Origin of the sequence: Pseudomonas sp. URIL14HWK12:I5 (assembly GCF_900176445.1) — a bacterium.
Classification (GTDB): domain Bacteria; phylum Pseudomonadota; class Gammaproteobacteria; order Pseudomonadales; family Pseudomonadaceae; genus Aquipseudomonas; species Aquipseudomonas monteilii.
The window spans coordinates 675,752-690,767 of sequence record NZ_FWXQ01000001.1 but is presented as its reverse complement, the minus strand read 5'-3'; the positions used below and the strand labels follow the sequence as shown (position 1 = coordinate 690,767).

The 15,016-nt window shown below is 63.3% G+C and carries 13 protein-coding genes; 6 read left to right on the top strand and 7 right to left on the bottom strand.

Annotated elements, in window-relative coordinates; genetic code table 11:
- The first annotated feature begins 29 nt into the window (after positions 1-29).
- On the top strand, positions 30-1,094 hold the full coding sequence (gene queG / locus B9A31_RS03175; RefSeq protein WP_025752417.1) for a tRNA epoxyqueuosine(34) reductase QueG: 1,065 nt from the start codon (positions 30-32) through the stop codon (positions 1,092-1,094).
- 26 nt (positions 1,095-1,120) lie between these two features.
- On the opposite strand, the gene B9A31_RS03170 is transcribed toward queG, so the two are convergent.
- Both B9A31_RS03170 and orn read right to left on the bottom strand, forming a co-directional pair.
- Positions 1,121-1,732 (bottom strand): trimeric intracellular cation channel family protein, encoded by a 612-nt coding sequence (locus B9A31_RS03170; protein ID WP_003249516.1) that lies wholly within the window; start codon positions 1,730-1,732, stop codon positions 1,121-1,123.
- A 91-nt stretch (positions 1,733-1,823) separates the two neighbouring features.
- Entirely contained in the window at positions 1,824-2,366 is a 543-nt protein-coding gene (gene orn, locus B9A31_RS03165) for an oligoribonuclease (protein ID WP_084296653.1), read from the bottom strand.
- Between the two features lie 152 nt (positions 2,367-2,518).
- On the opposite strand from orn, the gene rsgA reads away from it, so the two are divergent.
- The gene (rsgA, locus tag B9A31_RS03160) at positions 2,519-3,550 is read left to right on the top strand and encodes a small ribosomal subunit biogenesis GTPase RsgA (protein ID WP_019098047.1); all 1,032 of its coding nucleotides are present in this window, start codon (positions 2,519-2,521) and stop codon (positions 3,548-3,550) included.
- A gap of 45 nt (positions 3,551-3,595) precedes the next feature.
- Here rsgA and motB read toward each other — a convergent pair whose 3' ends face one another.
- Both motB and motA read right to left on the bottom strand, forming a co-directional pair.
- On the bottom strand, positions 3,596-4,627 hold the full coding sequence (gene motB / locus B9A31_RS03155; RefSeq protein WP_084296652.1) for a flagellar motor protein MotB: 1,032 nt from the start codon (positions 4,625-4,627) through the stop codon (positions 3,596-3,598).
- A gap of 3 nt (positions 4,628-4,630) precedes the next feature.
- The gene (gene motA, locus B9A31_RS03150; RefSeq protein ID WP_016712329.1) at positions 4,631-5,482 is read right to left on the bottom strand and encodes a flagellar motor stator protein MotA; all 852 of its coding nucleotides are present in this window, start codon (positions 5,480-5,482) and stop codon (positions 4,631-4,633) included.
- 130 nt (positions 5,483-5,612) lie between these two features.
- Between motA and B9A31_RS03145 the strand changes: the two genes are divergently transcribed.
- Genes B9A31_RS03145 through asd form a run of 3 tightly spaced genes read left to right on the top strand, consistent with a single transcriptional unit; the run spans position 5,613 to position 8,875 of the window.
- Positions 5,613-7,148, top strand: coding sequence for an HDOD domain-containing protein (locus B9A31_RS03145; RefSeq protein WP_084296651.1), 1,536 nt, complete (start codon positions 5,613-5,615; stop codon positions 7,146-7,148).
- Positions 7,149-7,192: 44 nt separating this feature from the next.
- Positions 7,193-8,002: a rhodanese-like domain-containing protein gene (locus B9A31_RS03140; protein WP_019097702.1), complete on the top strand. Its 810-nt coding sequence runs from the start codon at positions 7,193-7,195 to the stop codon at positions 8,000-8,002.
- Between the two features lie 9 nt (positions 8,003-8,011).
- The gene (asd, locus tag B9A31_RS03135; RefSeq protein WP_019097701.1) at positions 8,012-8,875 is read left to right on the top strand and encodes an archaetidylserine decarboxylase; all 864 of its coding nucleotides are present in this window, start codon (positions 8,012-8,014) and stop codon (positions 8,873-8,875) included.
- A 72-nt stretch (positions 8,876-8,947) separates the two neighbouring features.
- Here asd and serB read toward each other — a convergent pair whose 3' ends face one another.
- Entirely contained in the window at positions 8,948-10,162 is a 1,215-nt protein-coding gene (gene serB / locus B9A31_RS03130; protein WP_019097700.1) for a phosphoserine phosphatase SerB, read from the bottom strand.
- Positions 10,163-10,296: 134 nt separating this feature from the next.
- Here serB and B9A31_RS03125 point away from each other — a divergent pair, with 134 nt between their 5' ends.
- On the top strand, positions 10,297-11,757 hold the full coding sequence (locus B9A31_RS03125) for an AhpA/YtjB family protein (RefSeq protein ID WP_019097699.1): 1,461 nt from the start codon (positions 10,297-10,299) through the stop codon (positions 11,755-11,757).
- A 109-nt stretch (positions 11,758-11,866) separates the two neighbouring features.
- Here the strand turns inward: B9A31_RS03125 and B9A31_RS03120 are convergent, their stop codons facing one another.
- Complete coding sequence (locus B9A31_RS03120) at positions 11,867-12,577, bottom strand: PqiC family protein (RefSeq protein ID WP_025752408.1); 711 nt, start codon at positions 12,575-12,577, stop codon at positions 11,867-11,869.
- Positions 12,578-12,749: 172 nt separating this feature from the next.
- Positions 12,750-15,008 (bottom strand): DNA topoisomerase IV subunit A, encoded by a 2,259-nt coding sequence (gene parC / locus B9A31_RS03115; protein WP_084296650.1) that lies wholly within the window; start codon positions 15,006-15,008, stop codon positions 12,750-12,752.
- Between the last annotated feature and the right edge of the window lie 8 nt (positions 15,009-15,016).

Genomic DNA, 15,016 nt, shown 5'->3' with positions numbered 1-15,016 from the left:
CACCTGAACCCGTATTGCCTTGCCCATCCATGTCCGTCTGTACGCCTGACCTCGCCCAACTGGCCCAATCGATCAAGATTTGGGGCCAAGAACTCGGTTTTGCCCACGTTGGCATCGCCGGGGTCGACCTTGGCGAACACGAACACCACCTGCAACGCTGGCTCGATGCTGGCTACCAGGGCGAGATGGAGTACCTGGGCGCACATGGGAGCAAGCGATCGCACCCCGATCAGCTGATCCCCGGTACCGTGCGCGTGGTGTCGCTGCGCATGGACTACCTGTCCGGCGACACACAGATGGCACAGCGCCTGGCACAGCCTGAAAAAGCCTACATCTCGCGCTATGCGCTGGGCCGGGACTATCACAAACTGGTGCGCAAGCGCGTGCAGTTCCTGGCCGACCGCATCCAGGAGGCCGTCGGCCCGTTCGGTTACCGCGCTTTCGTCGACAGCGCCCCGGTGCTGGAAAAGGCCCTGGCCGAACAGGCCGGCCTGGGCTGGATCGGCAAGAATACCCTGCTGCTCAACCGCAAGGCAGGCAGCTACTTCTTCCTCGCCGAGCTGTTTGTCGACCTGCCAATACCGGTGGACGAAGCCACCACCAGCGAACACTGCGGCCGCTGCCAGGCCTGCCTGGACATCTGCCCGACCCAGGCCTTCGTCGGGCCCTATGTGCTGGATGCGCGGCGCTGCATTTCATACCTGACCATCGAACTGAGGGGCGCGATCCCTGTCGAGCTGCGCGCGAAGATGGGCAACCGAGTGTTCGGTTGCGACGATTGCCAGATCGTCTGCCCATGGAACCGCTTTGCCAAACACAGCCAGGAGCAGGACTTCCAGCCACGGCATGGGCTGGAAAATGCCGAGCTGGCGGAAATGTTCCTGTGGGATGAGCGCACCTTCCTGCGCAAGACCGAGGGCGGGCCGTTGCGGCGGGCGGGGTATGAGCGGTTCTTGCGCAACCTGGCGGTGGGGTTGGGCAATGCGCCATCCACCATTCCAGTGATCGAGGCGCTGAAGGCACGGCGTGACGATGAATCGGAGCTGGTGCGCGAGCATGTGGAGTGGGCGCTCGCCCGGCACGGTATTCAATAGCTGGGGCCGCTGTGCGGCCCACGAATTCACTGCTGGTCGTTATAGTGAAACTTGGGCATTTCCCAGTGGAAACGAATCGCCAGCAAGCGCACCAGGAACCCGCCAAATAACGTCAGCAGCATCGCCTGCTCTGCCGGCACCTTGAAATACACACACCCCAGGTAGAACCACGCCGCCGCGAACGACACGCTGGCATAGAGCTCGCGCCGGAACACCAGCGGGATGTCGTTACAGAAGATATCCCGCAAGATGCCGCCAAACACCCCGGTGATCACCCCGCTGATCGACGCCACCAGCATGCCCTGCCCCATCTCCAGCGCGGTCATGCAGCCAATCAGGGTAAAGGCCACCAGCCCCAGTGCATCGAGCACCAGAAACAGCGAGCGCAGGCGGCGCATCATCGGCGCAATGAAGATGGTCAGCAGCGCCGCGAAGCTGGTCAGCACCAGGTATTCCGGGTGTTTCACCCAGGTCAGCGGGTAATGCCCGAGCAGCACGTCGCGCACCGAGCCGCCACCCAGGGCGGTGACGCAGGCGATCAGCACCACGCCGAACCAGTCCATGCCGCGGCGCCCGGCAGACAGCGCGCCAGTCATGGCTTCGGCAGTGATGGCGATGAGGTAGAGCATCAACAACATGGTGCGTGTCCGTGCGAGAAAGGCGCGCAGTCTAACCAGTTGCTCGAAGCACCAAAAGGGGGCGCAGATACAATATCTGCGCCGTTTCAGCTCACACCTTGATGAAGTGTTCGCGGTAGTGGCGCAGCTCGGCGATCGATTCGCGAATGTCGTCGAGCGCGAGGTGGGTGTTGCCCTTCTTGAAGCTGTCACGCACATTCGGCGCCCAGCGCGCGGCCAGCTCCTTCAGGGTGGAGACATCCAGGTTGCGGTAGTGGAAGTAGTTTTCCAGGTTGCGCATGTGGCGATAGAGGAAGCGGCGGTCTTGGCAGATGCTGTTGCCGCAGATGGGCGACTTGCCCTTGGGCACCCACTGTTCGAGGAAGGCGATGGTATGCGCCTCGGCTTCAGCCATGCTGACCTTGCTCTCGCGCACGCGCTGGGTCAGGCCCGAAGCACCGTGGGTGCGGGTGTTCCATTCGTCCATGCGCGCCAGCACTTCGTCACTGTGGTGGATAGCGATCACCGGCCCTTCGGCCAGGGTGTTCAGCTCACTGTCGGTGACGATGGTGGCCATCTCTATGATGACGTCGCTGTCCGGATCCAGGCCGGTCATTTCCAGGTCGATCCAGATCAGGTTCTGTGGGTTTTGCATGCAGGGGCTCCTCGTATAGGCCGTCATAGTAGCCTAGTGGCCAGGGCGCGCCCATTCACTGCACAAAGGTAAGCGGAAAAGTCCAACGCCTGGCGTGCTAAACTGCCTGCCGTTTTCAATGCCCCTCGCCGGGCCTCTCTCACGGTACCTTCATGGCCAAACGCCAGCTCAATCGCCGCCAGAACTGGCGGATCGAAAAAATCCAGGGCGAGCGCGCCGCTCGCGCCGCCAAACGCGAGCAGCACGTGCTGCAAGAACTGGAAGGCGGCGATCTGGGGCCTGAGCAACTGGGCCTGGTGATCGCGCACTTCGGCGTGCAGGTAGAGGTGGAAGCCCAGGACGGCGAATCCGCAGGCCAGGTGTTCCGCTGCCACCTGCGCGCCAACCTGCCAGCACTGGTCACCGGCGACCGCGTGGTATGGCGTGCGGGCAACCAGGGCATTGGCGTGATCGTGGCGCAGATGCCGCGCAGCACCGAGCTGTGCCGGCCGAACAATCACGGGCAGCTGAAGCCTGTGGCAGCCAACGTCGACCTGATCGTGATCGTGTTCGCCCCGGCCCCGGAGCCCCACCCGAACCTGATTGACCGCTACCTGGTCGCTGCCGAGCACGCGGGGCTGCGCCCGCTGCTGCTGCTGAACAAGGCCGACCTGATCAACGACGAGAACGGCCCTGGCCTGCATGCGTTGCTGGAGGTTTACCGCGAACTGGGCTACCCGCTACTGGAGGTATCGGCACACCACGGTGACGGCATGCAGCGCCTGCAACAGCAGCTCGACGGCCACATCAGCGTATTCGTCGGCCAGTCGGGCGTGGGCAAGTCGTCGCTGGTCAACAGCCTGCTCCCAGACGCCGGCACCCGTGTCGGCGACCTGTCGGAATGGTCTGGCCAGGGCACCCACACCACTACCACGGCACGGCTGTACCACTTCCCTAACGGCGGCGACCTGATCGACTCGCCGGGCATCCGCGAGTTCGGCCTTGGCCATGTCAGCCGCGACGATGTGGAAGATGGCTTCATCGAGTTCCGCGACCTGTTCGGCACCTGCCGCTTCCGCGACTGCAAGCATGACCGCGAACCGGGCTGTGCGCTGCTCAAGGCACTGGACGAAGGGCGCATCAAGCCGCAGCGCATGAACAGCTACCGCTCGATCATTGCCAGCCTGTCACAAGACAGCCATTGAGTTGCAGGCGCGGCCTTGCGCCGCGCCCGGAAGGGCCGAGCAGGCTCACTGCTCTTTGGCCTCATCCATCTTCAGCGTGCCATCTTCAAAGATGTTCAGCTTTTGGCGCAGCTCACGCGGCTGCATTGGCGCTTGTTCAGCTGCCCCTGGTGCAGCCGGCGCCGCAGCCCCTGGCGCAGCACCGCTGGCCGGTGGCGCAGGCTCGGCAGACGGCGCTTCCGGCTCACCCTGCTCACCCTCGATATTGCGCTGTGCCTTCTTGGTCAGCACGATGATGTCGATGCGGCGGTTGACCGGGTTGAACGGGTCCTTGCGGTCGAACAGCGACGACGAAGCGTAGCCCACCACCCGCGCCACCTGCCCGTCCGGGTAACCACCGGCCACCAGCGCACGGCGTGCGGCGTTGGCACGGTTGGCCGACAGCTCCCAGTTGCCGAATTCGCCAGTGCCGGCATACGGCTTGGCATCGGTATGGCCGCTGATGCTGATCTTGTTCGGCACCGCCTTGATGGTGTCGGCCATGGCCAGCAGGATATCTTCGAAGTACGGCTGCAGGCGCGCGCTGCCGATGTCGAACATCGGCCGATTCTCGGCATCCATGATCTGGATGCGCAGGCCATCCTGGGTGATCTCGGACAGGATCTGGTCCTTGAACTTCTGCAGTTGCGGGTTCTCTTCCACCTTGTTCTGCAGCTCTTGCAGCAGTAACTCCAGGCGCTCACGCTCGACCTGCTCGGCCATGGTCTCGACCTGGTCTTTGTTCAGCTGGGTCGTGGTTTCGGGCATCGGCTCGGATTTGGCTTCCGGATTGATGGTTTTTTCCGGTGCCAGCTCAGGCGAACCACCCAGGTCGATGACATAAGGCGTGCCGCTTTCCGAAAAGCCGATCGGGTCCTTGAAGTAGCCGGCGATGGCGATCTTCTGCTCCGGCGTGGCCGTGGACATCAACCACAGCACAAGGAAGAACGCCATCATTGCCGTAGCAAAGTCGGCAAAGGCGATTTTCCAGGCGCCACCGTGGTGGCCGCCGCCAAAGCGCTTGACGCGCTTGACGATGATGGGCTGATTGTTCTCCATGACTCAGCGACCGCGAACCGCTTGTTCCAGCTCGGAGAAGCTTGGGCGGTGCTTGGGGTACAGCACCTTGCGCCCGAACTCGACCGCCAGCGAAGGTGGCATGCCCGAGGCCGAGGCAACCAGCGAAGCCTTGATCGATTCGTAAAGGTTCAGCTCTTCCTTGGCATCGTGCTCCAGGCACTTGGCCAACGGGCCAAAGAAGCCGTACGCCGCCAGAATCCCGAAGAAGGTACCGACCAATGCCGCACCTACGTGCATGCCGATAGCCGCCTGGTCACCCTCGCCCAGCGAGGCCATGGTCACCACGATCCCCAGTACTGCCGCGACGATACCGAAGCCAGGCATGCCGTCGGCGATACCGGTCACCGCATGGGACGGGTGCTCCAGCTCTTCCTTCATGCTCAGCAGCTCCATGTCGAACAGGCCTTCCAGCTCGTGCGGGGCCATGTTGCCGGTGGACATGATGCGCAGGTAGTCGCAGACGAACGCGGTCATGCGCTCGTCGGCCAGCACCGTCGGGTACTTGGCGAAAATCGGGCTGGCTGCTGCGTCCTCGATGTCGGCCTCGATGGCCATCATGCCTTCGCGACGGCTCTTGTTGAGGATCTCGTACACCAGGCCCAGCACCTCCAGGTAGTAGGCGTGGGTGAAGCGCGAGCCGAACATCTTCATCGACTTCTTGATGACGTGCATGGTCATGTGGCCAGGGTTGGCCTGCAGGAATGCACCAAAGGCCGCTCCGCCAATGATCAGTACTTCGAACGGCTGGATCAGCGCCGCGATCTTGCCGTGGGAGAGCACGTACCCGCCGAGCACGCTCGCGAATACGACGATGATGCCGATAATTTTAGCCATAGGTTCAAAGCACTTGCTGTCGTGGTCAGGGGAAGAGACGGGAGCTTTAAAACTCTTCTTCTACTTATCGGCAGAACTGCGCCAGACTATAGCCACTCAATGCGAAAAGCCAGTTCGGACTGATGTCAAAATGCCAATTGAAACCAAGGTGCCCGCTCAGGCCCCACGTACGCTAGAGGCCTGGGTAAAGCTGCTAGAGAGTGTTCGCATCCCCGTGCCGAAGCACAGCTACGACCGGGTCATGGCTGCCATCCACGATAGCCGCCGCTCGCTGCGCGATATCGCCGAACTGATGCAGGATAGCCCGGCACTGGTGCTGTCGGTGATGCGCGAAGCCAATCACCCCACCAATGCCAGCCAGGCAGAGCCTGCCGAAAGCCTGGAAGTCGCCCTTAATCGCCTGGGCCTGGAGCGCAGTGAACAACTGCTCAAGCGCCTGCCCTCGGTGCCCGTTGAAGAAATCCCGCCCGTACTCAGCCAGTTCCAGCTGATCAGCCAGCACGCCTCGCAACAAGCCAGCGGCCTGTTCGCCAGCCGCCTGGCACGGCTGTGGCAGGAGATTCACTGGGGCAGCCTGCTGTTCCTGTCGCCACTCTGGCCGCTGGCGTTGGCCTACCCCAAACTGCTCGACACCTGGGAGCTACGGGTTATCCACAAGGGCGAAGACGCCGCCCATGTGGAGGAAGAACTGTTTGGCGTACGGATCATGGCGCTGTGCCAGACCATGGCCGAGTACTGGCGCCTGCCGCAGTGGGTAACCCAAGGTTACCGCCTGCTGCTGGAAGAGCGCGAGCAACTGGCTCAGGTGCTGAGTATCGCCCGCGACGAAGACCTGCTCAGCCAGCAACACCGCCTGGACGCCGAGCCCGGCCTGCGCCGCTGGTTCAACCAACCGGCCAACACCGTGCTGCTGGCCAACAACCTGGCCCTGGCCGCGCAAGTTGGCTGGGACAACCCGCACCTGCTGCGCTGGCAGCTACTGACTGCGCTGTACCTGCAAACCTCGCTGGAAGATGTGCAGCAGCAAGTGCACCAACAGGCCGCCGCCAGTGCCCGCCGCCACGCCCGGCACGCGTTGTTCCACCCGGCAGAGGCGTTGATCTGGCCCTGGCACCAGCGCCGCCCGCACCCGGACATGCTCGCCCCGCCACCGCCCAGCAGCGACGACCTGGCACGCTGGCGCAAGCTGTGCCAGCACCTGCTGGCCCAGCCTAGCCCGTTCACCAACACCGTACACTTGGCCACCCAGGCCCTCGAAGCCCTGCAGGCCTGCGGCATGCAACGCATCCTGCTGCTGAGCCTGGACAAAGCCAGCGACTACCTGCGCGTGCAGCAACTTGCCGGTCTGCCCAAGGAGGCTGGCACCATGGCCCTCCAAGTGTCGCAGAACAAACTGCTGCAAAAGCTGCTGGCCCAGGCAGGGCAATTGCGCATCACCCCGGAAAACCACACCCAGTTCTCGGCACTGTTACCCGCGCCCCTGCGTGCACTGTTCCGCAGCGAGCATGTGCTGCTACGCTCGCTGGCGGTGAACGACCAGGTGCTGATGCTGATGGTGGCCGACCAAGGCTGCCGGCCTTTGGCCGACATCAGCGTGCAGGCCTTCGGCAAGACCGCGCAATGTACCGAGCGGGCGCTGTCGGTGTTTGCCAACCGCAAGGGCTGAGCCTTGCGCTACAATCGCCCCTCTTTCCACACTGGAGACCGTGGATGACTGACTTTTCCGGCCTGCCCCTGGTGATCGAAGCCGCGGACCTGCTGCCACGCCTGGATTCGCCCCAGCTGATACTGGTCGACTTGAGCAGCGCCAACCGCTATGTCAGCGGGCACATCCCCGGCGCACGCTTTGTCGAAGGCAAGCGTACCCAGCTTGGCCAGCCTCCTGCGCCCGGCCTGCTGCCTGCGCTGGGTGACCTGGAAAAACTGTTCAGCGAACTCGGCCACCGCAACGACGCCGTGTATGTGGTGTATGACGATGAAGGCGGCGGCTGGGCCGGGCGTTTCATCTGGCTGCTCGACGTGATCGGCCATAAGCATTACCACTACCTCAATGGCGGCATCCAGGCCTGGCCAGCAGACAAGCTGACCACCGAAGTGCCCGCCAACGGCAACACTCCGGTGCACCTGCGTATCGACAACGCGCCCACCGCCACCCGCGAGTACCTGCAAAGCCGCCTGGGCGCCAATGACCTGGTCATCTGGGACGCGCGCGGCCCGCAGGAATTCAACGGCGAGAAAGTGCTGGCTGCCAAGGGTGGCCATATCCCCGGCGCGATCAACTTCGAGTGGACCGCCGGCATGGATCTCAACGACCACCTGCGCATTCGCAAGGACATCAAAGAAGTCCTCGAGCAGTTGGGCATCACCGCTGACAAGGAAGTGATCACCCACTGCCAGACCCATCGCCGCTCCGGTTTCACTTATCTGGTGGCCAAGGCCCTCGGCTATCCACGCGTCAAGGCCTATGCCGGCTCGTGGAGCGAATGGGGCAACCACCCGGACACGCCTGTAGAAGTTTAAGGAACCTGCATGAAATCCCGTCTGTTCATCATCAGCCAGTACCTGCTGCCGCACCACCTGCTGTCGCGGTTGGCCGGCTGCGTTGCCGAGTGCCGCGCGCGCTGGTTCAAGAACGCCTTCACCGCCTGGTTCGCCAAGCGCTACCAGGTCAACATGTCCGAAGCCCTGGTCGAGGACTTGAGCGCCTACGAGCACTTCAATGCGTTCTTCACCCGCGCCCTGAAACCGGGTGCGCGCCCGCTGGACGAAACGCCAGGTGCCATCCTGTGCCCGGCCGACGGTGCTGTGAGCCAGCTCGGCCCGATTGAGCACGGTCGCATCTTCCAAGCCAAGGGCCACGGTTTCAGCGCGCAAGAGCTGCTGGGCGGCGATCCGGCCATGGCCGCGCCGTTCATGGGCGGCGAGTTCGCCACCATCTACCTGTCGCCCAAGGATTACCACCGCGTGCACATGCCGCTGGCAGGGACCCTGCGCGAAATGGTCTACGTGCCGGGCCGCCTGTTCTCGGTCAACCAGACCACCGCAGAGAACGTTCCCGAGCTGTTCGCCCGCAACGAGCGCGTGGTCTGCCTGTTCGACACCGAACGCGGGCCGATGGCCGTGGTGTTGGTGGGTGCAATGATCGTGGCCTCGATCGAGACCGTGTGGGCCGGGCTGGTGACGCCACCCAAGCGTGAACTGAAGACTTTCCGTTACGACGAAACCAGTCGTGCGCCGATCCACCTGGAGAAAGGTGCCGAGCTGGGCCGCTTCAAGCTGGGCTCGACCGCCATCGTGCTGTTCGGACCAGAGCAGGTGAAATGGGCTGAAAACCTGGGCGCTGGTTCCGCAGTGCGCATGGGACAACTGTTGGCAGAGCCTGCACAGGCTTGATTCAAGCCGCATGAAAAGGCCCTGCATGAGCAGGGCCTTTTTATTGGGGCTTTGCAGCCCCAGACTGCCAGGTCAGCCGCGGGCGTCGCGGTCGCGCAGGCCCAGCAGGTACAGCACACCATCCAGCCCCAGGGTAGAAATGGCCTGCTTGGCCGACTGGCGCACCAGCGGCTTGGCGCGAAACGCTACGCCCAACCCGGCCAGCGACAGCATCGGCAGGTCGTTGGCACCGTCACCCACGGCAATGGTCTGCTCCAGCTGCAAACCTTCTTCACTGGCCAGCTTCTGCAGCAGCTCGGCCTTGCGCTGGGCATCGACGATCGGCTCGACCGCCACGCCGGTCACCTTGCCGTCGACCACTTCCAGTTCGTTCGCGAATACGTAGTCGATACCCAGTCGCGCCTGCACCTGGCGGGCAAAGTAGGTAAAGCCACCTGACAAAATCGCAGTCTTGTAACCCAGGCGCTTGAGTTCGGCGAACAGGTTTTCGGCGCCCTCGGTCAGGCGCAGCGAAGCCCCGATTTCGTCCAGCACGCCCACATCCAGGCCCTTGAGCAGCGCCATACGCTCCTTGAAGCTGGCGCGGAAGTCCAGTTCGCCGCGCATGGCACGCTCGGTGATGGCCGCCACCTGCTCACCCACGCCGGCCGCCTTGGCCAACTCATCGATGACTTCGGCCTCGATCAGTGTGGAGTCCATGTCGAACACCGCCAGACGGCGGTTGCGACGGAACAGGTCGTCCTTCTGGAAGGCGATGTCGACGCTCAGCGCTTCAGCCAGGGCGAAGAAGTCAGCCCGCAGGGCCTGGGCGTCGCTCGGCACGCCGCGCACGGAAATCTCGATGGCCGCCTTGCCCTTTTCGGTTTCGGCGTCCAGCGCTACCCGGGCCGACAGGCGTTCGATGCGCTCGATGGTCAGGCCGTACTGGCTGATCACCGCACTCACACGCTGCAATTGCTCGGGGGTGATCTTGCGGCTGAGCAGGGTCACGATGTGGCGCGCTTCACCCTGGCCGTCGGCCCAGTGCTGGTAGTCTGCCTCGGAAATCGGCGTGTAGCGGGCCTGCAAATTCAGCTCGTGAGCCTTGGCCTGCACGCTTTGCAGCAGCGCGGTAGCCACTTCGTTGTCCGGGATATCGACCAGAATGCCGAACGACAAGGTGCCGTGCATGACCGCCAGGCCGATGTCGAGGATGCTCACACCGCCCTGCAGCAGGACGCCGGTGATAGCCGCAGTGAGACCGGGACGGTCCTCACCGGTGATGTTGATCAGGACGATTTCGCGCACAACCTGGCTCCGACTTCGATGAAAAATGCGCATTCTACCGATTTTCCGTGACCATCGGGCGCCAACGATACTTTGCCGACAAAACCCGGGTCGCTATACTCCCCCCACTTTCATGCCATTAAGAGCCGAGCTCAGTGAACCGGCCCACGCCCGTCAAACCAGACAACTTCTTCCTGATGATCTATCGTGCCCTGAGTCAACGTCGCGTGCCGCTGGCACTGCGGATCGCCTGCACCAACATCTTCCTGGTGGCGCTGGCGCTGGTGATCTATGCCTGCGTCATGGGCCTGCAGTTCAAGCAGGCCATGCATGAGCAGGCCGATGCCCTGGGCCAGAGCCTGACCACCCAGACGGCCACGTCGGCAACCGAGCTGCTGGTGTCAAACGACATCCTCAGCCTCAACGTGCTGCTGGGTAACCTGGTTAAAAACCCACTGGTGGCCCATGCGGCGATCTACAGTGTGGACAACCGCATCCTCGCCGAAGCCGGCCAGCGCCCGCGCAACAGCCTGCTGGGTGAGGCCGAGGGCTTGTACCAGACCAAGATCACCTTCCAGGACGTCACTGCCGGGCAACTGCGCATAAGCCTGGACATGAGCCAGTTCCAGCAGCCGATGCTGATCAGCCTGCAGAGCATGGGCATCCTTGCCGCTATCCTGCTGGTGCTCGCCTTGACCCTGAGCCTGCGCCAGGGCCGTTTCATTACCCTGCCGCTGCTGCAGTTGCGGGTATGGCTGCGCGACCCGCAACCCTACACCCCGGCCACCGACCGTCAGGACGAGATCGGCGATATCGCCCGCCAGCTGCATGCGCGCCTGGCCCCGCCGCCACCGCCAGAGCCCGAGCTGGAGGAAGAGGACGACGCGCAATACGACGACCTGCACGAGGCTTCACCGCCCCCCAAGGCCGCACCACGCGCCAAGGTTGCCGCGGTGGAAGACGAGGATGACGACGATGCCTTCGCCGGCCTGCTGGACGACGACAGTGCGCCCAAGGCCGCTGCAGTGGTTGAGTCTGACGAACCGCAGTACAGCGCCGTACTTGCCGTGCAACTGGGCTCGCAGGAGCAGTTGCGCCGCTTGCCACGCACACGCCTCACCGAGCTGACCGAACGCTACCGCGATTGCCTGGAGCACGCGGCTTCGCTCTACGACGGTGAAACCCACACGCTGAACGATGGCAGCACCCTGGTGCTGTTCCACAGCCGCGAGTGCGGCGAAGACTACCTGACCAATGCCATCTGCTGCGGCGAGCTGTTGCGCGCCCTGGGCCACGCCCTGCAGATTGAAGTGGCCGACAGCGGCATCACCCTGCAGCTACAGCTGGGCCTGGCCTTGGGCAACGACCTGCAAGGGCTGGAGATGGTGGACCTGCTCATGGCCGAAAAGGCCCAGGATGCCTTGGCGCTGTCGCAGCACAGCCGCAACCTGTTGCTGGTGGAGCGGCAAATCAGCGATGACGCGCTGATTCGCCAGCGTGCGCGTATTCGCCCGATTGCCAGCCCTGAGGGTGCCTGCTGCGTGGAGCGCCTGATGGAGCCTTACCCGTCGATGCTGGAACGGCAGTTGGCGCGGATGCACGAGCGCAGGGCCTGATAGTTACCCCTGTGGGAGCGGGCACGCCCGCTCCCACAAAGTCCGCCTCTAGCCTGCAGCCACAAAAAAGCCCGCATCATCGCGGGCTTTTTTGTGGCTGGCAGTTCAATCAGAACCGATAGACTTCCATATCGGTACGAATCGGCGAAGCCATCGGGATCTTGGACTTCTCCGGCGCCTTCTTCACTTGCACCGGCGCTGCGGGCTTTTTAGGCGACTCTTCGGCAATTGCCGGCTGGTTGGCCAATGGCTTCACCGCCGTGCTCAGCTGCTCAGCCAGCTTCTGCAGCAGTTGGCCCTGGGCCTGCACCTGCGACGACTCGCTACCCTCGTGCGGCTGCTCAAGGTGAATGATGCGGTTGTCACGCACATGGCCACGGCGGTCCAGCAGACGCCATTGGGCATCGAGAATGGCCGGCTGGTCTTTACCCGAGTCCAGGCGGGTGATCGACAACAGCACTTGTACATCCGGGCTGAAACCAGCGGTTGCCGGAGCCAACACCACACGCTGGCTGTCCAGGCGCCAGGCAAGCTGACGCACCAGCAGTTGGTCGATATCCGACGAAAGGCTGCCCGCCCAGCGACCGTCGGTCGCTGCGCTCAGGCTGCCATCGGCTTGACGTTGCAGGAACGTCTCGCGCTGCAAGTAATCGGCAACCGATACCGGGCCGAGTACCACGGCCATGCCTGCACTTTGCGAAGGCTGGCCAGGATCACCACTGTCGAGCTGGTACAGGGCAACCGGCTGATGCATGGTGCACCCGCCAAGGCCCAGCAGGCCAGTCATCAACAGCGCAAATGGAAGGCGCAGAAATTTCATCATCCCATCCAGGCGGTCGCCTTCAGGCACACCGCAGTGATACATATAGATTCAAACGGGCACACGACTACGTCGGCACCGCAAGGGCCATATCATCCGCGAAATAACCGTCCGACTCCAGCATTTCTGCCCGGAACGGCGCTGAAATTGCCGTTCCAGACATTTCTACCGGTTAAGCCGGTACTTCCACCTGCAACCCATCGACGCGCTGGAAGCCGCGTGGCAGCTTGCTGCCCCGCCGTCCGCGCTCGCCCTTGTAATGCTCCAGGTCGTCCGCTTTCAGAGATAGGGTACGCTTGCCGGCTTGCAATACAAGTGTTGCACCTTCGGGAATCACGGCCAGATCGGTGACAAATTCTTCACGGCTGGCCACCCGGTCGCCCGGCACGCCAATGATCTTGTTGCCCTTGCCTTTACCCAGCTGCGGCAAGTCGCTGACCTTGAATACCAACAAGCGGCCCTCGGTGGTGACTGCCGCCAGCCAGTCCTGCTCGCGGTCGGCCACCGGGCGCGGGGTCATGACCTTGGCGCCGTTGGGCAGGCTGAGCAAGCCCTTGCCGGCCTTGTTCTTGGCCTGCAGGTCTTCGCCCTTGACCACAAAGCCGTAACCGGCATCCGATGCCACCACATAAAGTGCATCGTCATCAGGCAGCAGCACGCATTCGAAGGTCGCCCCCGGTGGCGGCGTCAGGCGGCCCGTCAACGGCTCGCCCTGGCCACGCGCCGATGGCAGGCTGTGAGCGGCCAGCGAGTAGCTGCGGCCGGTGGAGTCGATCAGCACGGCAAACTGGTTGGAGCGCCCGGCCGCAGCGGCCTTGAAACCGTCGCCAGCCTTGTAGGAAAGGCCGGTAGCGTCGATATCGTGGCCTTTGGCACAACGCACCCAGCCCTTCTCGGACAGCACCACGGTAACCGGCTCGGTCGGCATCAGTTCGTTTTCAGACAGTGCCTTGGCTTCGGCGCGCTCGACAATCGGCGAGCGGCGGTCGTCGCCGTAGGTTTCGGCATCCTTGATCAGTTCGCTACGCACCAGCTTGCGCAGTTTGGCCTCGCTACCCAGCAAGGCCTGCAGCTTGGCTTGCTCCTTCAGCAGCTCGTCCTGCTCGCCGCGGATCTTCATCTCTTCAAGGCGTGCCAGCTGTCGCAGGCGGGTCTCGAGGATGTAGTCAGCCTGAATCTCGGTCAGCTCAAAGCGCTCGATCAGCGCCTGCTTGGGGTGCTCTTCGGTACGGATGATATGGATCACTTCATCCAGGTTGAGGAACGCGGTGAGCAAACCGTCCAACAGGTGCAGACGCTTCTCGACCTTGTCCAGGCGGTGCTGCAAGCGGCGGCGAACCGTGTTGGTACGGAACTCCAGCCACTCCAACAGGATGGCACGCAGGTTCTTCAACTGCGGCCGACCGTCGAGGCCGATGATGTTCACGTTCACCCGGTAGCTGCTTTCCAGGTCGGTGGTGGCGAACAGGTGCTGCATCAGCTCGTCGGCATCCACGCGGTTGGAACGCGGAATGATGACGATACGGCACGGGTTCTCGTGGTCCGACTCGTCACGCAGGTCGGCGACCATCGGCAGCTTCTTGGCCTGCATCTGCGCGGCGATCTGCTCCAGCACCTTGGCCCCGGAAACCTGATGCGGCAGCGCGGTGACGACGATATCGCCATCTTCGACGCGGTACACGGCACGCATGCGGATCGAGCCACGGCCGCTCTCGTACATTTTGAGGATTTCCGCCCGAGGCGTGACAATCTCGGCCTCTGTCGGGTAGTCCGGCCCCTGAATGTGCTCGCACAACTGCTCGATGGTGGCCTTTGGCTCGTCGAGCAGGCGCACACAGGCGCTGGCCACTTCACGCAGGTTGTGCGGCGGTACGTCGGTGGCCATGCCCACGGCGATACCGGTGGTGCCGTTGAGCAGGATGTTGGGCAGGCGCGCGGGCAGCACGGCCGGCTCCTGCAGGGTGCCGTCAAAGTTCGGCACCCAGTCGACGGTACCCTGGCCGACTTCGCTAAGCAGCACTTCGGCGTAGCGCGACAAGCGCGCCTCGGTGTAACGCATGGCGGCGAACGACTTCGGATCGTCCGGCGCACCCCAGTTGCCCTGGCCGTCGACCAGGGTGTAGCGGTAGCTGAACGGCTGCGCCATCAGCACCATGGCCTCGTAGCAGGCCGAGTCGCCGTGGGGGTGAAACTTACCGAGCACGTCACCGACGGTACGCGCCGACTTCTTGTGCTTGGCATCGGCATCAAGCCCCAACTCGCTCATGGCGTAGACGATGCGTCGCTGCACCGGCTTCAAGCCGTCGCCGATATGCGGCAAGGCGCGGTCCATGATCACGTACATGGAATAGTTGAGGTAGGCCTGTTCGGTGAAGTCAGCCAGCGAGCGGCGTTCTACGCCGTCCAGGCTGAGTTCCAGTGAGTCGCTCATGCGGGCCT